Annotated in this window: 21 protein-coding genes; 14 read left to right on the forward strand and 7 right to left on the reverse strand. The window is 50.2% G+C overall.

Translation table 11 applies throughout. From position 1 onward, the window contains the following. Positions 1-268: 268 nt before the first annotated feature. The 3 genes from ACJJIE_RS14930 to lgt are packed head-to-tail and all read right to left on the reverse strand — an operon-like array spanning position 269 to position 2479. The gene (locus ACJJIE_RS14930) at positions 269-778 is read right to left on the reverse strand and encodes a dihydrofolate reductase (RefSeq protein WP_444892206.1); all 510 of its coding nucleotides are present in this window, start codon (positions 776-778) and stop codon (positions 269-271) included. A gap of 9 nt (positions 779-787) precedes the next feature. Next, positions 788-1621, reverse strand: coding sequence for a thymidylate synthase (locus tag ACJJIE_RS14935; protein ID WP_444892207.1), 834 nt, complete (start codon positions 1619-1621; stop codon positions 788-790). Positions 1622-1627: 6 nt separating this feature from the next. Beyond that, positions 1628-2479: a prolipoprotein diacylglyceryl transferase gene (gene lgt, locus ACJJIE_RS14940; RefSeq protein ID WP_282934629.1), complete on the reverse strand. Its 852-nt coding sequence runs from the start codon at positions 2477-2479 to the stop codon at positions 1628-1630. An 88-nt stretch (positions 2480-2567) separates the two neighbouring features. Here lgt and ACJJIE_RS14945 point away from each other — a divergent pair, with 88 nt between their 5' ends. The 4 genes from ACJJIE_RS14945 to ACJJIE_RS14960 all read left to right on the forward strand — a co-directional run bounded on the left by ACJJIE_RS14945 (position 2568) and on the right by ACJJIE_RS14960 (position 8402). Next, positions 2568-3389 (forward strand): NRDE family protein, encoded by an 822-nt coding sequence (locus tag ACJJIE_RS14945; RefSeq protein WP_282930979.1) that lies wholly within the window; start codon positions 2568-2570, stop codon positions 3387-3389. Positions 3390-3803: 414 nt separating this feature from the next. After that, on the forward strand, positions 3804-5756 hold the full coding sequence (locus ACJJIE_RS14950; RefSeq protein ID WP_444892208.1) for a L,D-transpeptidase family protein: 1953 nt from the start codon (positions 3804-3806) through the stop codon (positions 5754-5756). Positions 5757-5943: 187 nt separating this feature from the next. Beyond that, a complete protein-coding gene (locus ACJJIE_RS14955; RefSeq protein ID WP_444892209.1) occupies positions 5944-7167 on the forward strand; it encodes a L,D-transpeptidase family protein in 1224 nt (407 codons plus the stop codon). A 56-nt stretch (positions 7168-7223) separates the two neighbouring features. Continuing rightward, positions 7224-8402: a L,D-transpeptidase family protein gene (locus ACJJIE_RS14960; protein ID WP_444892210.1), complete on the forward strand. Its 1179-nt coding sequence runs from the start codon at positions 7224-7226 to the stop codon at positions 8400-8402. A 31-nt stretch (positions 8403-8433) separates the two neighbouring features. Here ACJJIE_RS14960 and ACJJIE_RS14965 read toward each other — a convergent pair whose 3' ends face one another. After that, positions 8434-9840, reverse strand: a complete 1407-nt coding sequence (locus ACJJIE_RS14965) for an Lcl C-terminal domain-containing protein (protein WP_282930974.1) — start codon at positions 9838-9840, stop codon at positions 8434-8436. A gap of 689 nt (positions 9841-10529) precedes the next feature. On the opposite strand from ACJJIE_RS14965, the gene mepK reads away from it, so the two are divergent. Further along, the gene (gene mepK / locus ACJJIE_RS14970; RefSeq protein ID WP_282930973.1) at positions 10530-11063 is read left to right on the forward strand and encodes a peptidoglycan L,D-endopeptidase MepK; all 534 of its coding nucleotides are present in this window, start codon (positions 10530-10532) and stop codon (positions 11061-11063) included. Between the two features lie 68 nt (positions 11064-11131). Here mepK and ACJJIE_RS14975 read toward each other — a convergent pair whose 3' ends face one another. Together ACJJIE_RS14975 and ACJJIE_RS14980 are read right to left on the reverse strand one after the other, a co-directional pair. Then, positions 11132-12316, reverse strand: coding sequence for an imelysin family protein (locus ACJJIE_RS14975; protein ID WP_413663580.1), 1185 nt, complete (start codon positions 12314-12316; stop codon positions 11132-11134). 42 nt (positions 12317-12358) lie between these two features. Beyond that, positions 12359-13027: a histidinol-phosphatase gene (locus tag ACJJIE_RS14980; protein ID WP_444894774.1), complete on the reverse strand. Its 669-nt coding sequence runs from the start codon at positions 13025-13027 to the stop codon at positions 12359-12361. A gap of 338 nt (positions 13028-13365) precedes the next feature. Between ACJJIE_RS14980 and ACJJIE_RS14985 the strand changes: the two genes are divergently transcribed. The 4 genes from ACJJIE_RS14985 (at position 13366) to ACJJIE_RS15000 (ending at position 17863) form a co-directional block, all read left to right on the forward strand. Beyond that, entirely contained in the window at positions 13366-13872 is a 507-nt protein-coding gene (locus ACJJIE_RS14985; RefSeq protein WP_282934628.1) for an RNA pyrophosphohydrolase, read from the forward strand. 108 nt (positions 13873-13980) lie between these two features. Then, a complete protein-coding gene (gene ptsP / locus ACJJIE_RS14990) occupies positions 13981-16233 on the forward strand; it encodes a phosphoenolpyruvate--protein phosphotransferase (protein ID WP_444892211.1) in 2253 nt (750 codons plus the stop codon). Positions 16234-17303: 1070 nt separating this feature from the next. After that, positions 17304-17537 carry a hypothetical protein gene (locus ACJJIE_RS14995; RefSeq protein WP_444892212.1) on the forward strand — a complete coding sequence of 78 codons (234 nt, stop codon included), beginning with the start codon at positions 17304-17306 and terminating at the stop codon, positions 17535-17537. Positions 17538-17635: 98 nt separating this feature from the next. Then, positions 17636-17863 (forward strand): hypothetical protein, encoded by a 228-nt coding sequence (locus ACJJIE_RS15000; protein ID WP_444892213.1) that lies wholly within the window; start codon positions 17636-17638, stop codon positions 17861-17863. Positions 17864-17946: 83 nt separating this feature from the next. On the opposite strand, the gene ltrA is transcribed toward ACJJIE_RS15000, so the two are convergent. After that, positions 17947-19218, reverse strand: coding sequence for a group II intron reverse transcriptase/maturase (ltrA, locus tag ACJJIE_RS15005; RefSeq protein WP_444892214.1), 1272 nt, complete (start codon positions 19216-19218; stop codon positions 17947-17949). A 560-nt stretch (positions 19219-19778) separates the two neighbouring features. Between ltrA and ACJJIE_RS15010 the strand changes: the two genes are divergently transcribed. From ACJJIE_RS15010 to ACJJIE_RS15030, 5 genes are all read left to right on the forward strand, one after another. Then, on the forward strand, positions 19779-20198 hold the full coding sequence (locus ACJJIE_RS15010; protein WP_282930961.1) for a hypothetical protein: 420 nt from the start codon (positions 19779-19781) through the stop codon (positions 20196-20198). Positions 20199-20623: 425 nt separating this feature from the next. Then, positions 20624-20887 (forward strand): hypothetical protein, encoded by a 264-nt coding sequence (locus ACJJIE_RS15015; RefSeq protein ID WP_282930960.1) that lies wholly within the window; start codon positions 20624-20626, stop codon positions 20885-20887. A gap of 68 nt (positions 20888-20955) precedes the next feature. Beyond that, entirely contained in the window at positions 20956-21336 is a 381-nt protein-coding gene (locus ACJJIE_RS15020) for a DUF7674 family protein (protein ID WP_444892215.1), read from the forward strand. 63 nt (positions 21337-21399) lie between these two features. Then, positions 21400-21741, forward strand: a complete 342-nt coding sequence (locus ACJJIE_RS15025; RefSeq protein WP_282930958.1) for a hypothetical protein — start codon at positions 21400-21402, stop codon at positions 21739-21741. 229 nt (positions 21742-21970) lie between these two features. Next, a complete protein-coding gene (locus ACJJIE_RS15030) occupies positions 21971-22291 on the forward strand; it encodes a hypothetical protein (RefSeq protein WP_444892216.1) in 321 nt (106 codons plus the stop codon). Positions 22292-22310 lie beyond the last annotated feature (19 nt).

Consider the following 22310-nt stretch of genomic DNA (forward strand, 5'->3'; position numbering starts at 1 on the left):
AATATTTCACAACATGGTCGCGATGAGTTAGCTGCCACAACGCGGTGTCCTTTTGTTTTAAAAACATTGGTTAGAAGACAGCTAAGAGCCGCACATTGTAAACAGCCGATTTGATTATTCAAATGCCGATTGCCAGCATCGGCCCGCTTGGGTAGCAAGGTAACACTTGGGTAACATCCCCGGGTCACTTGCACACATTCGCGGCGACGTTCCTTGTGTAAGCTGTTGGAGAATTTAACAGATCGATCAACTTTTGATCAAATTGTTTTTATTTAAATCTGTCATATTGGACTAATGAGTAGTTGTACTCATTCCTGTCTGAGGCCGGGTAACACTCGCGTACCGACTCGACCCAAGAGTCATCAATATCGGGAAAGAAAGCATCCCCGTCGATTTTTGCGTCTACTTCAGTGATATACAAACGGGTAGCAAGCGGCAGTGCCTGGCGGTAAATTTGTGCTCCACCAATGACCATCACTTCGCTTGCCCCGCTATCTTTGGCACTGTCTTGAGCCAGACTCAGGGCTTTGTCCAGAGACTGGACCACCTCAACGCCATCCGCAACCCAATCGGTATTACGCGTAATGACAATATTTACGCGCCCCGGCAGTGGTCGACCAATAGACTCAAAGGTCTTTCGTCCCATTACTACTGGCTTTCCCATAGTGGTCCGCTTAAAAAACTGCAGATCGCCGGAGATGCGCCAGGGGAGTTCATTGTCCTTGCCGATAGCACCATTGCGGGCAACCGCCGCAATCAAAGCAATTGAAACCGTCATTACCGCTCCTTAAACCGCTACAGGTGCCGGAATATGTGGATAGGCTTCGTAACCCTTGAGCTCAAAGTCCTCGAAACGGAAAGAAAACAGGTCTTTGACTTCTGGGTTCAGGTGCATTTGCGGCAGAGGCAGTGGATCGCGCTGCAATTGCAGCTCGACCTGCTCCACATGGTTCGAGTAGAGGTGAGCATCGCCAAAGGTATGAATAAAGTCGCCGGGCTGCAAACCACATACCTGTGCCAGCATAAGGGTCAGCAAGCTATAAGAGGCGATATTGAAAGGCACCCCCAGGAAAATATCTGCGCTTCGCTGGTACAGCTGGCAGGACAACTTGCCGTCAGCGACATAGAACTGGAACAGGGCGTGACAGGGAGCCAGGGCCATGCGTCCTTCACGGGCATTATCAGCAGGTGAAACACCTTCATCTGGCAAGTCAGCGGGGTTCCAGGCGCTAACCATCAATCGCCGGGAGTCCGGGCGGGTTTTCAACTGGTGTACCAACTGCTCAATCTGGTCGATCTGGCGACCATCCGAAGTGGGCCAGGAGCGCCACTGATGGCCATATACAGGGCCCAGATCTCCGTCCTCTGTCGCCCACTCATCCCAAATCCGCACCTTATTGTCCTGGAGATAGCGGATATTGGTATCCCCCTGCAAAAACCACAGAAGTTCGTGAATAATCGAGCGCAAATGGCACTTTTTAGTGGTGATCAGCGGAAAACCCTCCGCCAAATTAAAGCGCATTTGATAGCCAAATACACTGAGAGTACCAGTGCCGGTGCGGTCACCTTTAACGGTGCCGTTATCGCGCACATGGCGCATTAGATCGAGATACTGCTTCATCTACTGCTATGCTCCGCCTTTAACTCGGGAAGACCCTGCTTTCTTACCTTTCTTCTCAGTTCTTCCCTCGGGAAGCGGCTGAGTCTTATAACTCCACACCAGCAATGCCATGCCGGCAATAATCATCGGCAGGCTCAAAAGCTGCCCACGAGTCATCCATCCAAATAAATCAAAACCAATATGCCCATCGGGCTCCCGGACAAATTCCACCAGGAAGCGGAATACACCGTAGAGCATCACGAACATACCACCCACCGCGAGTCGAGGACGCGGCTTACTGGAGAACCACCAGAGCAGCGCAAAGAGTACCAACCCCTCGAGGAAGGCTTGATACAGCTGGGATGGGTGCCGGATCAGAAGGTCCGGGTCCTTTGGAAAGACCATGCCCCAAGGGCCTTCAGTTTCACGCCCCCAAAGCTCCTGGCCAATAAAATTACCGATCCGCCCAAGCCCAAGACCGATGGGCACCAAGGGGGCGACGAAATCAATTAGAGCAGGGAAGGTTGTACCAATTTTGCGCGCGTAGAGTGCCGTGGCCAACATTACCCCTATCAGCCCGCCGTGGAAGCTCATTCCCCCTTCCCACAGCCGGATCAGTGATATTGGGTCTTCGAGCAACTGGGGGAAGTTGTAAAAGAACATATACCCCAAGCGGCCACCGATAACGACACCAATGGCACAGTAGAGAATCAAGTCCTCAACTTCGGATTTAATGACCGGTGACCAGGGTTTGGCACTTCGGCGCAATGCCAACCACCAGGCCGCGACAAAGCCAGCCAAGTACATCAGCCCATACCAGTGCACTTTTAAGGGGCCTATTGCAAAGGCTACCGGGTCAATTTCGGGATAGGTCAGCATGGGGGAATCGCGATTGCTAATAAAGGGCGTATTATGGTCGTAAAGCCCCCCGCTGTGGAAGGGCAGCTTGCCCCTAGGGAAGATCCCCATGTGTCTACTGCTATTCGCCTATCAATGCCACCCGAAATACCCTCTGCTGTTGATCGCCAATCGGGATGAGTTCTATCAAAGGCCAACCGCAGCAGCGGAGCACTGGCCCGGGACCGGGCTAATTGCGGGTAGAGACCTTGAAGCTCAGGGAACCTGGGCCGGCGTATCCCCCGGCCGGGTCGCGGCTGTAACCAATATCCGGGAGCCTGGGACACCGGAACCTGTAGGAGCGCTTTCCCGCGGAGAAATACCGCAGAAATTCCTCAGCCAACAAATTAGCCCTGAACATTTCATCCACTACCTGGAATCCCAGCAATATCGAGGCTTTAACGCCCTGCTGTTTGATATTCAGAATCAAAACACTCTCTTCTGTACCGGGAACCGGCACAAGCCATTTACTTTTGAACCGGGCATTCACGGTATCTCCAACGGAGCGCCGGACGAGCCCTGGCCAAAGGTGGAAAGGGGCAAAGCGGGGCTGGCAGAAATAATACCTGCGGCCGACCAACTGGTAACAATCGAGAGCTTTGTGGAGCCAGCACTGGCACTGCTCAAAGATCGTACCCGCGCGCCGGACCAACAACTCCCTCATACCGGGCTACCACTGGAGATTGAACGGGCACTCTCTCCTATATTCATTCAAATTGATGCCGATAGCTCGGCGACAGAACCAATGCTTCGCAATGGAGGCTACGGCACCCGCGCGAGTACCGTGATCACCATCGACCAGAGGGGGTGTGGCCAACTTTGGGAGCAAACTTTTATAAACGGCAATCAAAGTGGCCCCCTGCGCTACCTCACTACCCAGTCGCCCAATTAAGCGGGGTTAATCCTGATGGCAGACAAATTGTGCATAACTTTTTGTGCAAGCCTCTGCACCATATTTAAAAAAGCCCCAGTAAACTCGCCCCATTTTCACCCACGGGCGAAAAATTTGACGCAAAACTCATCATCCGCAAATCCCTACTCTAAAAAGAATGAAGCGCCAAGCAAATTTTGCATTTATTGCCATACTTACTTTCACAGACTGAAGTTGGTTGAGTTTCGCGCAAGCAGGACACCGACAGCAGTCTTAATAAAAGGAAGTCGCGCGGGACGCATGACACGTGCGAGTCACCGATAATATCCCTGAGTATCTGGATGGGCTCGCCACAGGTTGGGAAGGTATGAACGATCTGGCGCCCGGCATTTTCCAAAATATCGCACCGGGCCCCCGCAGAATCGCTGAGGTACCATGTCGTATTTCAACCCCGAGCATCGTAGACGCAAATCTGTACTTCCACTGCTGACACTGGGTAGCCTCTGTGTCTTCATTCTTTATTATGCTTTCGCAGCAAACCAGAAGACCGTACCCGTTTTACCGGAGAACGCTGTTCGCCCTCATTTAGTGCACTGGCTAGAGGAAAACCCTGATGCCTGGCCAGCCCAGGACCCCATTTTCAACCCCGCCGCTGTGCGCAAGATCTACCAGCGCACGGATTACCGCTTGCTTTGGTTCGATAACTACAGCCTAAGTGATAGTGCCAATGACCTGCTGAAACAACTCACAGCTGCCAGCTCCGGCAATCCGAGCAGCATGGTCGACTACCGCTACCACCTGGGGTACTTCGATCGCACCCTCCGCGATACCCCACAACGTCTGCAGATGGCAGCCGTATTGGATATCTTACTGACCGATGCCTTTGTGTCCTACGCGCAAGATACCCAGCTGGACAGGCTCAAGCCCAAAACCCGCCCGCGCCGGGGTGTCACACCGGTTCTGCGGGATAGCGAAGGTTTCCGCTTGGTTGCTACCAGCACCGCTCAACAGCAGGCTTCCAGTGAACCCAGCGGACGCAAGTACTTCCGCGGATATGATCGCGCAGCCAATCTCGGCAGCAATGTACGCAGCCGCTATTACTCGCGGGAATACAATGCGGATACTTCCGGCAATTACTCAGGACGCAATTATTCCGGTAGCACTCGCACCTATGAGCGCAGCCGATACCGTTCCTATCGGGACAACAATAGTGGCTCGGGTTCTGGCAGTCGCGTTTATTACAACCAGGGGCGGTCAAATACTGCCGCCCCACCGGTGAGATCTGAAAACAGTGAGGGGCCTTACTACGAGGAAAACCGGCCCTATGGCAACGATGTAAGAGCGCTGCGCGGTGAACTTCAACGGCTGCGCAAGATTTCTTCCAGCGGTCGCTGGCGTCCGATCCCGGCGGGTCCCGCCATGACCATGGGTGCACGCCACCCACATGTGGGCCTCCTGCGCAACCTGCTCTCCCTATACGGTGATTACCAGTCTTACTACAGCTACGGTGGCACTGATCGCAATCGCTTCGATCGGGGCCTTCACCAAGCGGTGGTGCGCTTCCAGAAGCGTCACGGCCTGAGAGCAGATGGTATTGTCGGTCGCTCAACTCGCAAACGCCTGAACTTATCCCCAGCTGCGCGCGCCCGCATTGTGGAAATGAATATCAAGCGCCGCGAAGAGTTGCCGGAACAATTGGGCAGCCGTTTTATCCAGGTCAATATTCCTGCGTATCGTCTCAAATACGTGGAAAACGACCAGGTCAAACTGGCGATGAATGTGGTCGTCGGCAAGAAAAAGCACGCAACGCCTGAAATAACCACCCGTGTCAGCAAGGTAGTCTTTAACCCCACTTGGACAGTACCGCGCAGTATCCTGGTGAATGAGATACTCCCCAAAGCTCGTAAAAACCCTGCGGGTATGGAAAAAATGGGATACCGGGTGATTAGCGGTAGGGGGGAAAAACTGCCCCTGACCCCGCAAAACCTATCTGCAGCAGGTGCGGGTTCCTACCTGATGCGCCAAATGGGTGGTGAGGAAAACATATTGGGACGTGTCAAATTTGAAATCCCCAATATTCACGACGTGTACCTGCACGATACGCGCGCGCGCAAACTTTTTTCCCTGACCACTCGGGGCTATAGCCATGGCTGTATCCGCCTGGAAAAACCCCGCCATTTGGCCGAAGCACTACTTCGTCCCCAAGGGGATTGGGATCAGTGGCGTATCGATCAATTGACCACAGGAGAGGAAACCACGGAAGTGGATATGTCCCAATTGGTGAAGGTTTATATCACCTACTGGACTGCCTGGGTCGATGGTCAGGGCAACCTGAACTTCCGCCCGGATATTTATGGCAAAGATGGACTGACCGATAATCAATTTTAAAAGAAACCGGGGCGGCTATACGTCGCCCCGGTTATAACCAGGGAATTATTGAGCGTGTTATTCCATTAATTAGCCTTTCTTAAGCAGCACCATTCCTGAAAATTATTTAAAGACTATCAGTCACAAGTTATCAATGTGAGCACAGTGATAAATCTCACTGATTTCTCAGTGCTTGCAGGGGTGACTTATGGGTGCTGCCAACAATTCACTTTGCGCTTTTTTGCCACGCAACCAACTAACCTCCCTCAGGGCGAGTACCGCTGCGATTGCCATAGCAATATCGCTGGGCATTCACTCACCACAAATACTCGCCGAAGTTAAAGATACCGTCGAACCTGACCTGATCGGCAGTCGCGATCCTTTTTTACCTCAGGGCAGGCAATTTTCCCTACTCAGCGAAGCGTTAGCACGCTACCAAACCCTGGCACAAGGTAACTACTGGAAACCGCTCAGTGCTGGACAACCTATCGCACCGGGCAGTCGCAGTCCCCGGGTTGCGCAATTGAGAAGCCTGCTTATGCTCTATGGTGATCACCACCCCGAAGAGTACGGAGCAGATACTTCTAAAGCAGATGTCTACGACAAAAAACTGCAGCAGGCCGTTAAACGGTTTCAGAAACGTCACGGATTAAAGCAAACGGCACTGGTTGATGAGGGAACCCGGAGTCGACTCAATACCCCGCCAGATAAAGTTGCCAAAATTCTGGCAGCCAATATTGAACGCTGGAAACAACTCCCCAAGGATTTAGGGCCTCGCTATATCATCGTGAATGTCCCGGAATTTAATTTGCGCCTAATTGAGGGCGATAAAGAGCAATTCCGTATGCGTGTGGTTGTGGGAAAACCAAAACACAAAACACCGCAAATCGCTACCCGTATGACGCGACTGGAATTTAATCCTGTATGGCGTGTCCCGCCCAGTATTGCGCTGCGGGAACTTTTACCCAAGGGCAGTTCCGCCCTCAGGGCAAAAGGTTATCGCCTAATGAATCATCGAGGCAGATCGGTGCCTTTTACTCGTGGAAATGTGGCTGCAGTACGTCGAGGACAAGTTTCACTGCAACAAAAAGGCGGGCCGGGAAATGCTTTGGGAAGGGTGAAATTTGTTATCCCCAATCGGCAGGCCATTTTTCTCCATGACACAAATAGCAAGCACTTATTTAAAAAATCCCAAAGGGCCTTTAGCCACGGTTGTATTCGCCTGGAAAAACCATTGCAGTTTGCTCGCATGATGTTAGCCCAGCAAAACAAGTGGAGTGATGCTCGCATCAATCGCGCGCTGGGAAGTGGTCGCACCCATGGCGTTGCCCTTAAAAATCCCCTACCGGTTTATATCGCTTACTGGACTGCCTGGATCGATGAAAATGGGCAGCTTCAGTTTCGGCCGGATATCTATAGCCGGGATCAGTAATAGGAGATAGCGGAATGAAGCGGATAAAGAGCTATAGGGACTACTGAGTTATCAGTATGGCAAATGGCCCATTCCAGCTCGGTATCGCCGCACTGATAAGCCTCGTAATTGCCTCGGCCAGCCCTTTGAATGCCTCATTCACTGGGCAGACCGATGTCATTATTGAGCCAATCAGTTCGACCCAGCAATTGCGCGATACCGCTCAAGCCTACCGAGTGTTAGCGAAAAACTGGCGACCGATTGCCCAGGGAAAAACTTTACAGCCCGGAGACAAAGGCCCTCGTGTCCTGCAACTACGTAATTTGCTGGCACTTTATAAGGATTTTCACGGTCAGCCCGGGCCGCTTTCCGCCCCGCAAAAAGATCCCCGAAGATTTGACAGTGCACTCCAAGCAGCAGTGGAGCGCTTTCAGGAACGTCACGGACTGAACGTTACCGGCATCGCCGATGAAGACACACTTGCAGCCTTGGCCGTATCGCCAATGGAGCGCGCTCAGCAAATGGAATTGAATGCATCCCGATGGGAGAAGCTAAAGCTCCCTGAGGATGATCGCTACGTAATCGTTAATGTGCCTGATTATCGCTTACAGCTTATCGAAGATGGTTCAGTTGCTCTCGATATGAAAACCGTCGTAGGAAAAAGCAGCACGCGCACACCGGATATGCGCACGCGAATAACCAATATTGTTTTCAGCCCAACCTGGACTGTCCCCCGAAGTATTCTTGTTACCGAGCTTTTGCCCAAGGCACGACACAACCCAACAGCCATGCACAAGCGGGGTTATCGAGTAGTGCAATATCGCAGCGGTAAATCGTCCCCTATTACAGAGGAGACTATTGCCAAGGCAGCCGGTGGGCACGCTACTTTGAGGCAATTGAGTGGCCCTGAGAATACTCTGGGGAAAGTGAAATTTGTTATCCCCAATAAGCAGGCTATTTTTCTTCATGACACCCAAGCTCAAAGCCTGTTTAAACTTCGCCAGCGGGCATTAAGTCACGGATGCGTAAGGCTACAAGCACCAGAAGAATTAGCGTACTTTCTTCTCCGTGACCAGGGTTGGGATAGAACTCGGGTAGCACAGGCAGCGAATGGGCATGATGCACTGAATGTAAAGGTTAAGGGGTCACCCCGTATTTACATTGTTTATATGACAGCATGGATAGATAGGGATGGGCGCCCCCAATTCCGCCCTGATATTTATCATCGTGACAAAGAGATACCCTATCCAAATTAAAGGAGCTTATCTATAAATAACTCCGTACGGACTACCCGTCGATATTCCTGACAAGTCTTACATAGTTATCAATTCTAATGGCATCCTCAGGTGCCCCACCTGGCGGAGGCCCCATAGCTCTCTGCATATTTCCATCAGTCATGAAAGGGGGCTCAGGCATTGGTGGGCGCCGTTGAGGGCCATCACCATCAGATTGCGGTCTACCTAAACCTTTTATGTGATATCCCCCATCCTTATAAACAGCGACCTCATCCAATTGTCCAGATTTTGGATCACTTCGTTGAGCCCCAGCTCCATGCAGATCTACCCATTTCTCCGCCATATACCCCATAGCTCGACCGAAACTAATGTAGTTTGCAGAGGCTCCTGCTTTTCTACTATTCACATGGGTTGTACTAGTCCAAAACCAGGGAAAATCTTTTTCCTTACTTTCATTCTTGATAGAGCTGATTTCGAAAATAGAATCAATAGACGCAGAAGTCGTTTTATTTGGAGAACGTTGGTAATCAACGATACTCTGTAGCTCTTTTGCATTAGGCAGGCGCCAGTCGCTGTGGCCTAGGAAATTTTGTGCATTTTTCTCCTCTGCCCAGGCTAAGGCCTCCTGCCAGTTCATTCCTTTCCGGCTATCAGATTTCATCCACATTAAACCCGTTGCCAGATCGGAAACGGTGCCATCTTTATTATCGACAAACTTATTCTTGCCATAAGCCTGGTTGCCGCGCACAAAGTAAGCATAGTTTCTCGGACCACCACCAGGAATTGCATAAGCTTTGATTCTGCCATCTGCTAAATTCAGGCCGAATACTGCAAGTGATCCTCTGAATACATCACCCGTGTAAATATTACTGGACCAGAATTGGGCATCGATAGTGCGTTCGCCCCTCTCTTCATCACCATAGGCGAATGCAAAATACCGGGTATCAATAAAGGGCTTAGCATTACTCTCACTTGGACCGGCGGGGTCAATACCGCTGAAGTTCATCAGGGAATATAGTTGTTTTATCGTCGGAAGACGCCAATCAGAATAGCCACCAAAACGCGCTTGATTCAATTTTTCAACATATTCCCCAACATCGCGGAAAGCGATCTTATCATCAGGGGTAACTTCACCATCCCTGTTTAAATCCGGGCTCTGGGTCCACATCAAACCGGTGACATTATCAACCACAGTAAGACCATCTTTAGCCAGGGAGTAATTCATCTTATTGAAAGAATACTGGGCATCCTGACCAAAGAAATCATCACCGGGCTTTGGCTTGGGAATGACATCCTTATCATCAAAAAATTGGACCTGTGCCGTATCTACTATTGGGTAACTAATAGAGTCTATTTTCTTTTCAGCATGTGCCGCTGCCATCAGGCTCAAGGAAGCCGAGATCAATGCGACCAAAGAAATATAGGGCAGCCGAGACCCGGCCCCAGATATGCTAGCCATAGTGTTTTACCGCAAGTGAAAAAGTAAAAGAACCAAGCTAGCATTATTTGGTTTTGATCTCAGGCAACTTCACATTTGTAAACACAACCTTACCAAGGTGCACAATCCATAACGGTGGCCAGCTATGCAAAGTGATCATTAGTTTTGGACTGATGATTCGACTGGCTTTGGAAATCCTTAGGGGACAGACCGGGCTATGCTAGCCAACTTAAACGGTTGGGTATCCATAGAAATACTACACTGGTAGCACCTACACATCTTGTATATACATGTGCATACAAATAATTGTGTACTCGATAGAGCTGAACTGTCTTTCTATATAGATAGATAAACCAGCCACTAATAAAGAAGGCTATCGAGCTCATGACCGAAGGGGTGATCGGATAGCTCCCAAGTACACTGACGAAACCGCCCGATAAAACCTATAAGTCGCAGAAAAATAATTTTTTAGCGATTAGCGTGCAATGACAACGCTGTCTCCACCTTATTCAGTACTATCGACTGATCAGCAGTAAAAATTCCGGTTTCAGGTAGCAGAAAAGAAAAAATATACCACCGGGGCCATCTAATTATTTCCGAATTAGCAGCCTCAGGTTTGTAACAACTGGTTATTTTTTGTACATTTTCCGCCGTACCCGGTTGCGCCAACTAAGGCAAACCGACGAGAGATTTAACGACGAGGCGGAATTATGAAGAATCCATCCAGACGTCGATTCCTGGCAGTGACCTGCGCAACTGCGGCGGCCGTCAGCGCCGGACCGACTTTCGCAAAAGTAGGTAGCTCCCGCACCCTGAAAATGCGCAACCTGCACACCGGGGAGAAGCTGGAGGCCGCCTACTGGACTAACGGAGATTACAGCAGCGGAGGCCTGAAGCAGTTCAACAAATTGCTTCGTGACCACCGCGCCAACGAAGTGACTCGAATGGACCCCAAGCTTCTAGATATCGTCTACAAGCTGAAGGAGAAGTTCAATTACAACGGCACCATTGAGATTATCTCTGGATACCGTTCACCTAAAACCAATGCCAAGCTGCGTGCAGCTGGCCGAGGTGTAGCGAAACGCAGTTACCACACACGTGGTATGGCCTTGGATATCCGTATGCCGGGAGTGTCCCTGTCGAAGTTGCGCCAGGCAGCACTCAACCTGAAAGCGGGCGGTGTCGGATACTACCCGAAAAGTAACTTCGTACACGTGGATACTGGCCCTGTACGTCGCTGGTAATCCCCACCCAACAGATACAAAAAACCCGGCAGTCGCCGGGTTTTTTGTTATGCCTGTGAGAGCAAGATTTATTCACCATCAACCGGTAAGCTAACCGGCATCACATCCTGATCGGATACTGGCACTTGGGTAGTACCTGCCATCAACCCGGCGATACGTTCCAGAAGTTTGCGTGCCTGGGCCAATTGGGTCAGCTCCGCCAGTTCAATCGGGTCTTCCATTTGCAACAACAAGCTCTCGAAATCCACAAAAGCCTGCTCTAAAGCCGTCACCTGATGTCGATCCAGCAACAGCTCCGCCAAGCCGCCCCCACCAGTGGGAATCCAGTTTGACTGGAGAGTTGCCATAATTGCCAATATCGCCTGCTTTGAATCGGCAGCGCGGCTACTTTCCACATCGCTCTCGGAACTCTCCGGCAACCTGCGCAACAGCTGCTCATCAATCACCCGGGTGTGCGATGCACGGATTTGCTGCAATCGGGCAACCGGTCCAAGGGATAAATAGGGCCGTGACAGGCTGTTGGCTGCCGTCGGCCAACGGCGGGCCAAGCCTGCCATATCTTCTTCCACACCTTTAACGATCAAGCGGGTTAGTTCACGGCGCCGATTGACGGCCAGGGCCTCGGGTTTTTCCCCATCGGACTTAGCCAAAAACTGCTCCGCAACCCGCTCGCTGGTGGGTCCCCAGAGCATGATTTCCAGGGCGTGAAAACCGGTGCTGGCCTCTTCATGTGCCGTCAGGCGGTGCTGCTTGCGCAGGTTCGTTAAAGTCAGATCAATGGCGGTATCGTTAACGATACCGCTCTCAGAATAACCCGGCACTGTATCCAGGTAGCCCGCCTGGGCCGGCCAACTATCTACTGATAACAGTAATTTTCTACCCTGGCTGCGCAACTCTCCCGAAGAAAAAGCCAACTGGATATAAGGCAGTGCAGCAGCAAATTCCCTGTGGGCATCCAGCCAGGCAAGCCTGGCATTTTCCAGCTTATTTTCATTCGGCTGAGCCAGGAGACCATCCACTTCACGCTGCAACGTTTCAACAGCGGCATGGGCGTGGATAACCTGGGCCTCACCCGCCTGCCAAATTGCAAGGGATAATTCGGTCGCAGCCTTTTCATTCACAGGTTGCGGCGCAATACTTTGTTGCGATACCTGCTGCGGTTTTTCTACCGCTTTTTGTTCACAGGCAGAAAGTCCGGCCAGGGCCCCGATTAAAACAGCCAGGGCCCGGTACTGGATAATAGATCCGTTCACTCAATTCCCCATCTTGTGCATTTCACAAATACTGGCAAGCACCTACTCACTCTCTTCCCGCAAACTGATCACCGGCCAGCCGCGAGCCTCAGCTTCTGCGCGCAGGCGATCATCCGGGTCCACCGCAATTGGGTGCTCAACTTCGCCCAGTAAGGGCAGATCATTGATGGAGTCACTGTAGAACCACTTTTCACTGTTGGCGTATTCCGGGTTGTGGGCCAGCCATTGGCGCAACCGGACAACTTTTCCCCCCTGGTAACAGGGTTCACCAACGACCTTCCCGGTGAACTGCCCCTCATCCTCCTCTGGCTCAGTGGCCAGCAGGGTATCGACACCGAGGCGCGAGGCAATAGGCTCAACCACAAAGCGATTGGTCGCAGTGATAATCATGATGTGGTGGCCTTTGCGGCGGTGCTCGCCGATCAGCTCCTGGGCCCGAGGCAGCCACAATTCACTGATAACTTCCTGCATAAACTCGCTCTGCAAGTTATCCAATTGGCCACGGGAAAGCTGAGCCAGGGGCTCCAAGGCAAATTCCAGGTAGGCAAAAATATCCAATTCACCGCGCTGGTAATCTTGATAAAAGCGATCGTTAGCCGAGCGGTAACGGGTCCCGTCGACATGTTCACGCTCCACCAGAAATTCGCCCCAGGCATGATCGCTATCACCACCTATCAGCGTGTTATCCAGATCAAAGATTGCCAAGTGCACCGTCGAATCTCCCATAACTATAGGTTCCCCATAAGCATTTGACCGCCAGGAAGCCGGAAACGTCCCCTGCGCGGCCGCTAATTTTACCTTGCGCCGCACGACAGCACACGGACTGCGTCACTGAATTGCTGTAAACCCCCTGCTGTGGAACAATGCAGAACAAGTAAGTGCAGCGCACGGCCGCACACAACAGTATTGAGGATGGTATTTTGGGCGACGGCAAGCCGGCACAGGCCGGACGAAAGAACCGCCGTAAGCCCGCCAAGCATTCGAATCGCAATGATAAAGCCCCGGCCGGTAACAAGAACCGGGGCACGAGTGGCGAGAGCAGCAGCAATATCGATGCCGAGGGGTTCCGCCCCAATGTCGGTATTATCGTGCTCAACGCCCGCGGTCAGGCACTGTGGGCGCGGCGGGTAGGTGGCAAGGACGCCTGGCAATTTCCCCAGGGTGGTATTAATCCGGGCGAAACCCCTGAACAGGCGCTATATAGGGAACTGTACGAGGAAGTAGGCCTTACTCGCGATCAAGTCAGTATGATTGCCTGTACCAGAGGCTGGCTGCGCTATCGCCTGCCTCAAAGGCTGATTCGACGTCGCTCCGAACCACTGTGCATCGGGCAAAAGCAAAAGTGGTACCTGCTGAGGCTCGAGGCAGAAGAAGCCTCTATCAGCTTCGACAACGGTTACAAACCCGAATTCGACCACTGGCGCTGGGTAAGCTACTGGCACCCACTGAGTAAAGTGGTGACCTTTAAGCGTGAAGTATATCGGCGTGCACTGACCGAGCTGGCCCCACAACAAATACAGCTGGAGAGACGCTGGCTGCGCGGACAGGACAGCTGACCGCACAGGGTAGTTAGCAGCGTATCTTCACAAAATGGCCCCGATCAGCATCGAAATTCTACTTTCCGGGGCCATCGAATTTCTCCGTTGATTGGCGAGGACAGGCCATTGCTCGGATCTCTGCGCAGTATCGTTCAGGAAGTAAATGCCGCCCGGAACCTCACCGCGGTGCTGGAAATCATTGTGCATCGCGTGCGGGAAATCATGCACACCCGCGTCTGCTCCGTATATCTGCGCGACAAGCAACACGGCAACTATGTCCTGATGGCCACCGATGGCCTCAACCCCAAAGCGGTTGGCCAGGTCCACCTGGCCCCCGGCGAGGGACTGGTAGGCAATGTAGTTACCCGCGAAGAGCCGATTAACCTGGAAAGGGCCGAAGCCCACCCCGCCTTCCAATATTTCCCCTCTACTGGAGAAGAGCGCTTCAGCGCCTTTCTCGGCACACCGATTATTCACCACCGCGTCGTACTGGGTGTCCTGGTTGTGCAGCAAGAGGAGAAACGCCGATTCGACGAGTGGGAGGAAGCTTTCCTGGTTACACTCTCGGCGCAGCTCGCCGGCGTTATCGCCCACGCCGAGGCCACCGGTCTTCTGGCCTGTATTGGCAAGCAACAACGGGAAACTCACTTCTCTGGTATTGCCGCGTCCCCCGGCGTGGCTATCGGGCGGGTACATATTGTCACCCCGCATGCGAATCTCGGCACAGTGCCCTACTCCGAATGCGAGGATGTGGACACTGAACTGGCCCTGTTCCAACAGGCCCTGACCGCTGCCCAAGAGGAAATCCGCGAAGTCGGTGAGCGCCTGAAGAGCGACCTCAGCCCCGAGGAACGGGCACTATTCGATGCCTACATCAGCATGTTGGATGACAGCTCCCTCGCCGTCGAAGTGTGCGATCGCATCCAACAGCAGCTCAGTGCCCAGCGGGCCTGGGCCGAAGTTATGTTGGAACATGTGCGGCGCTTTGAAGCCATGTCCGACTCCTACTTTCGCGATAGGGCCGCCGATGTTCGCGACCTAGGCGCCCGAGTGCTGATGCACCTGCGACAACAGCAACAGAGCGACCGGGACTTCCCCGATAACACCATCCTGATCGGCGAAGAGCTAACCGCAGCAGTATTGGCAGAAGTACCCAGGGAAAAGCTGATCGGAGCCGTATCCGTTAAAGGCTCCTCCAACAGCCATGTAGCTATTATTGCCCGAGCCATGGGACTGCCCGCGGTAATGGGAGTCCAGGACCTACCCTACGAAACCATCGACGGTGTCGATATGGTGGTGGATGGCTACCGGGGCGACTTACATATTCACCCCGGCGCAGAACTCAAGCGCCGCTACGACGACATTGTTGCAGAAGAGCAGCAACTGGCCCGCAACCTGGACCACCTGGCTCAACTCCCGGCAATCACCTCCGATGGCCATCGCATTCGCCTGATGGTAAATACCGGGCTGATGGCCGATGTTGTTCGCTCCCTGGAGCGCGGCGCTGAAGGAGTAGGACTTTTCCGCACCGAAGTACCTTTCCTATTGCGAGACCGTTTCCCCTCCGAGGAAGAGCAGCGGGAAATTTACCGGGAGCAACTGGAAGCCTTTGCCCCCCTACCCGTCACCATGCGCACCTTGGATATCGGCGGCGATAAAGCACTGGCCTATTTCCCTATCGAGGAAACCAATCCCTTTCTGGGATGGCGCGGTATTCGCGTAACTCTCGACCACCCGGAAATATTCCTGGCGCAAGTGCGCGCCATGATGAAAGCCAGCCTGGGGCTAAATAACCTGCGAATTATGCTCCCCATGATCAGCGGCCTGAACGAGCTCGAAGCCGCGCGCAAACTGGTGGAAAGAGCCTACCGGGAGCTGCTTGAAGAAGGTTACGAAATCGTTATGCCCCCACTCGGGGTAATGGTAGAGGTGCCCTCTGCCGTCTACCAAGTGCGAGAACTCGCCGTACATGCAGACTTTATATCAGTAGGCAGTAATGACCTCACTCAATATCTCCTGGCGGTGGATCGTAATAACAGCCGCGTAGCCAATATTTACCACGCCCTGCACCCGGCAGTCCTACGCGCTTTACAGGAAATCGTAACGGCAGCCCATGCCGTTGGCACCAAAGTTGGGATTTGCGGAGAACTAGCAGGAGAACCTAGCGGTGCATTGTTATTAGTAGCCATGGGCTACGATATGCTATCGATGAACGCCACTAACTTACCACGAATAAAAGCTACGCTACGCGCCGTTAGCCGGGCTGATATTGAGCAGCTCCTGCAACAGGTTTTGCAAATGAATAGCCCTGAGCAAATTGAAAGTACCGTAAAAGGGTTTCTTAATGAGGCTGGATTGAAGGTCTCTTTGCAGCCGTAAATGATGAGGTATTTAAATCTAAATTTACCCGATTTTATAAAGCCTGAGTTAAATATCTAACAACCAGACCGTTAGTCCCTCGCAACAGCGGGCTATTTGCCCAAGCGACTAATGAAGAGCTATATCGCTCTACATTATTCTGACCCTCTAAATAACTTCTCAATGTTTCCTAATCCTTAAGCTACTTTTCAGAAATGGCAAGCTCACTTTATTTTTAAGCGTGTCAATGGCATAGCAGAATATCCCCACCCAAAGAAAAAACAAGTAACTACTAAATACGCGTGATACTCAATTAGTACACTCAAACTAAAAAAATATCTAATCCTTCACAACACTCAATCCTGAAGCCTTGGCCTCATCACACTTCTAAATTTCCGATAATTCTGACAAGTTAGTGAGTGCCAGCTCAGGCAATCATGATCATTTTGACCGTTATTTTTGAGCTTTACATAGAATGTATAAAAATACTTTACAAATCAGCCAGTTATAAGTTGAGTTAAAAACCAGGATAGTAGTCAAAGTGATCATTTTTGTGGTTTGTACTTTAGTAGCAATTACATCTAACTCTATGATTTTAATTTAAAATTTCCGCTATATCGGGAAAATTGATTCCGAAATAGGAATCATGATAAAAGTGGTCAGAATGAATACTATATAAATGTTAGGTGGCAATAGCTCATGAGGCGAGTAAGCTTTTCATTCTTACTAGGGCTGGCCCTAGCATTGCTATTCGCAGCAATGAGTTTTCTCACGGATGGGGCTGGGGGGAGTTGGCACAATGTCAGAGACATCTTTATTGGTCCGCCGTTATGGTTGCTACAAAGTGGCTTTCCGGTGTTATCGTCAAAACTAGCAATTGCTCCAGGTAGCCCTTACAGCAGTGCGTCTTTTTTTCTGGCATTCTTCTTAGTATTTTGGTGGTTGGTATGTGCGGCGGGCCTATTTTTACTCCTTCGTCAACCACCTAACAAGCGGTTGTAATCGCCGCGAAAGACGCGGCTGGGACGGCCTACGCTGCGCTCCGGCCGCCCCTAAACCGAGCGTTATAGCTCCTTAATGGATAATGCGGAATGTACGAACTGTTTAATATTTCCAATATCGAAGCCCTGGGTATATTGCTATGGTTTTGTGTTGTATTAGCTCTTAGCTATATGCTAGCTATCAAAAAAACCTTAAAGGTTAAACGAGCGGTTGTAGTTGGTGGATTTATGGCATTATTACCTCCTCTGGCAATTATATATTTGGTCTCGCTGCTACTTAGAAAAAGCCTTTCTGTATCAGAGAGATTAGATGAGACGTTATAACAAAACGCTGAAAATTCGCCCCCAAAAAACGTGGGCTGGACCTCCGAAAAAAAAATGCCTCCGGCCTTTTAGCTTTGCGTTATGTGTAAGTAGAGATCATGAGTAAGGACGTTAAGATAACACTTGCCGAAGATGAAGCATGGGTTCTATTCGAGCTAACCCGTCGGTTTAGTGATTCTGATAAGCTCAGCGTCGAAGATCCGGCAGAAGAACGCGCTCTATGGAATCTTTGTTGTATTTTCGAGAAGGCTTTGCATCAGGAAACTGATTTAGATTACACCGACTTCATTAAATTGTGCAGAAATAGATTGAGAGATGACACGTAAAATACACATAAATCGGGTAGCCGGTAGTTTCTAGCTACCGGCCCCCACACCACCCATCGTGCGGGTCCGCAATGGGCGGTTCCCTATCCGTAATGAATCTCTACCCAACGATCTCGCAATGAAATCAAACCCATCCCTTCGAAGAACTCATTATTGAGCGCAATATGAATACCCTCAGTTTTTGCGCTTCGCCAGTAACTTTTACCGGACGAGCCGCAGGTAACTGCCAGCGATTCACTCACACCCATACGCAGTAAATTTCGAACTTTCGTTCTCACTCTGCGCCAATTCTTCCAATAGCTCATTCTTAATCGCCGTCGTATCCAGCAGTCAAGATCGATACATTTTTGATAGCCTTGCGCTATACCAAAATAATTAATCCAGCCACGGAGGAATACGGTAAGCTCTTTCATTTTCTTCTCCATCGAAATACCACGAGATCGCCCTGTAATCTGGCGGACGCAGTATTTAAATTGGCGCAGTGACTTATCATGCCAGACAAGCTTTGCTCCACGGAAAGAAAAACCCAGAAACTTACAACGACTAACGGGGACTACTTGGCTTTTTGCATCGTTAACTTTGAGTTTAAGCTTGCGCTCAACAAAGCGTTTAATGCTCGTCATAACCCGCTCACCCGCGCGTTTAGAGGAAACCACAATCACAAAATCGTCCGCATAGCGGACGAAATTGTGTTGGCGTTTTTCCAGCTCTTTGTCGAGCAGGTCGAGTACAATATTAGACAGCAGCGGCGATAAAGGGCCACCTTGTGGCACCCCCTCATAACACGCTTGCCAACATTCATCTTCCACCCAGCCTGCACGCAAGTAGCTTGCAATCAGTTTGAGTAAACGCTTATCGCTGATTCTTTGGCTGAGTAAACTCATGAGGAAGTCATGGTTGACCCGGTCGAAGAACTTAGATAAATCGACATCTACGGCTATTCGCTTGCCGCCTTCGATATACTTCTGTAGCTTTTTCACCGCATGATGCTGTGATCGCTTTGGGCGGAATCCATAGCTGAACTCCGAAAAGGTTTTATCGAAACTGGGACCGATGATTTGGGCGATAGCCTGCTGAATAACACGATCAAAGATCGTAGGTATCCCGAGACCACGCTGGCCACCATCTGGCTTGCGAATGTAGACGCGCCTGACGGGAAGCGGCTGATAATGACCCTGTCGAATGGTCTCGATGAGGTCGTTGCCAACTGCCTTAAAGCGCTGCACAAAATTATCGAGAGTAATCTCGTCAATGCCTGCGGCACCTTTGTTGCTTCGCACGTGTTTCCATACAGCATTAAGATTTTCTTTGCTGAGGATGGCTTCAAGCAGATTTTCATTTGAGTTGAGTGTCATGGCAGTGCGCTACGTCAATTTTATATCCGGCTGGCAACATATCAGTAGGCTAGCCCTGTCTTTTAACTCGTGGATTTTGGGTTCAGGCCTTCACCGTATCCAAGGTATTAATCTTGGTATTAGGCTACTATACCGTCGGCTGACTTCTGTTTAATCACCTTGATCATTACTGACCAAGGCGCGGCTGTGTTCCACCAATTTTGTTTACCCCCGCGATGGTGGCTAGCGGGCTGGGCCTACTTATGAGTCAGCGGCCACGCTGACAGCTTTACAGCAGCAGGTTGAACAGATCTCCCCAGATAAGAACGTGAACTTTCACTACACAACTGCATCATTTACTCTACCCGTTAGACCACATGGCTTTGGTATCCTTGGCTACCTCGCCTCCAGGCTAAGCCTTATATGATGTTTCTGTTCGTCAGCTCGTAGTTTTGCTAGCGGCTTCCTCCCCACAAGACCTCACGGTGTTGCAGTTGCCATTCGCTAGTAGTTAGCATTTAATGGAATCCATTAAACGGTGATCCTCCTACAGGGGACTTTCACCCCATTAGTTCACGCCCATGCTGGGCGTACCAAAGCCAGCCAGAGGGACAAAAATCCGCCGCTTCGCGCTGATTTTTCGACCTCTGCTGGCAGTGTTGGATTCACTTGGAGAGATTATGCGCATAGTCATGGCAACAATATTCAGTCTCTTTTTTATTCCCAGCATGGCACACGCTGACTTACTAAAGCGCGCAGACAAAGCAGACATTGAAATGCTACTGAGTGCAGCATCTGGTACTAATTCTTCCTATTGGGCTTCCTATATTGGCAACTCTAGAGGCCGTGTTTACATACAATATGAGTCAGCAGTTCATTCTAATAGCTTATTCACCGATAAAATGAGTCATGTTATATATTGGATTCCCGAATCAGAGTTATCAGCAAAGCAACTAACTAAGTTTGTTGAATATAAAAATAAATATGAGCCAGAAAAATAAATCTAACCAGCAGCAGCACGTTAAGGACAACTTCGTTGTACTGGGCGTTATGCAATCTGGAAACAATAATGCTAAGACCCGTAAAGCCGTTGAATCAGCGCGAGTTAGAAGCTCTTTCTACAAAGAGGCTTCTCGCTTACCTACATCGGTTGCAGCAGTGTGAGGAATCGATAGAGCTCTCTGATTTGCAAGAAGACAAAGCTTCCCCGTTTGGGGGTATCATTTTTAAGTCTTCAGATAAGTGGAAAACGCAGTACAATCTAGTAAAAGCGGTGCTAGCAAAGAGACCAAATATTGATTAGCCCAATTCATCTGCGCAGGCCATATAACCAGGCCAGGCAAGCTCGCCCCACCGGGGGCTGGGCTGGACAGCCTACACTCCGCTTCTGTAGCCCTTGCTGGCAACGTTATGAGTCGGAGGTAATATGACGAGCAGAATTATTAGCTTTGCTAAAGAGTTAAACCGGCAGGGTAATTTACCGCCGAAAGCACTTAGAAGAGATACACCGATATATTCACTAGTTAGTACGATGAACAATATAGTTGGTTGCCATTTTTCGGGGAATGATGGGCCTATACCAATACTTAAAGAGCGAGCGCTACAGTTCATGGACGAAAATCAAGCAACAGCAGAATCCGAAATCTATTACAAAATTGCACAAGATCTACTAGCTGAGATATACACATAGCAAATTTAGGTACCAGACGCCTAAGGCGCAGGTGCTAAAAGCATTAGAGCTCCAGACTGAGAAACGAGATGGATTTAGATACTTTTTGTAGGCAAATTAGGGAAGCCTATCCTGAAATATCAGCACAGGCTGACAAGTTATATGATGAATATTGGAACAGGTTGGTCCAAACGGAATTCTCTTCATATTCTTGGTTTGAATCACTTGCGAATGCCCTGAACAGTGAAATGAAAAAGAAAGTGATAGCTGATAATTATCAGGCACTCCTTAAAACTATTAGTTCAGTATACGAGCACGGTGAAAGTGGAATAATGAAAGCAATTGACGTCGCGTTCGTAGAGAATCTATTTTGGCAAGTAAATAGCGATAATGCTTGGCCGTACTGGGAAGTAATGCCTAAGAATCTAAAGGGGCTCTATGTCGAGTTTCACGGGCAAGCACCGCTCTAACAATCACAGGCACGTTGCTACGGCCGCCCGTGCTGTGGGCGTTAACTCTTGTAAGAGGCAAATGTGATATCTGATAAATTCGATAGAAATGAAAATCCAGCCTGGGAGCCTGATGCCCTTGTGCAGGTATGTTTTTCCGGTAAAGATATCATCGTAAAGAATGGATACCGACCTCATTACAGGGTTAAAGCCGACTACCTCACGACTACAATTCATTGGTTTATTGATGCGGGGATTGCGGAACCTAACAGACGCGCTCTAGCGTTTGTTAAATTCATCACGCCAGAGGCATACCCAAAATGCCTAGAGACTGGTGCTAATCTGGAGGTTCGAGAAGGCTCAAGAGTAGTTGGCCATGCTGAGATACAGGAAATATATAATGAGCAATTACGTAAAGGCAGCTAACAATCACAGGCAGTTAGCGCCGGCCCCTGCTGTGGGTGCTCAGGCTGTAAAGAAAACTAATGTGCATCTATGGCCCTTCAAGTATGATCAAGCATTGACCACATATGGTGATTCCACATGAATTCTGATTTAGCTTTCACTGATGAGTAGGCTATTTTTCATGTAGAAGCACAATACGAAAAGAGGGCTGATTTTTCCTACACTCTCGTTATGTGATAAGAGGAGTCGTATGAAGCGGCAAGTACAAATATTCTGCTTCCTAATTTCAGGGTTATCTCTGATCGGTGGTTTTGCTGATATTCTTATCCAGTATTTAGGCAGTGAGGAACTCCGATGGCAAATCCCTCTAATTTTGATTGGGATTGGATCTGGGCTCCCTGTAATCATCTTTCCATTTTATGAGCCAGCTCCTGATAAGCCAGATGAGTTTGATTGCAATGAAAACGACTTATCCAAGGAGTATAAAGATTCACCAGGTCTTTTGAGCAATTCAGATAATAGAGGCTCATCATCGGAGGACTACGATAGTGGCTATGACACCACTGACTAAGCAATCATAGAGCAACAGG

The sequence above is a fragment of the Microbulbifer maximicatervae (SeqCode) genome (assembly GCF_052467325.1).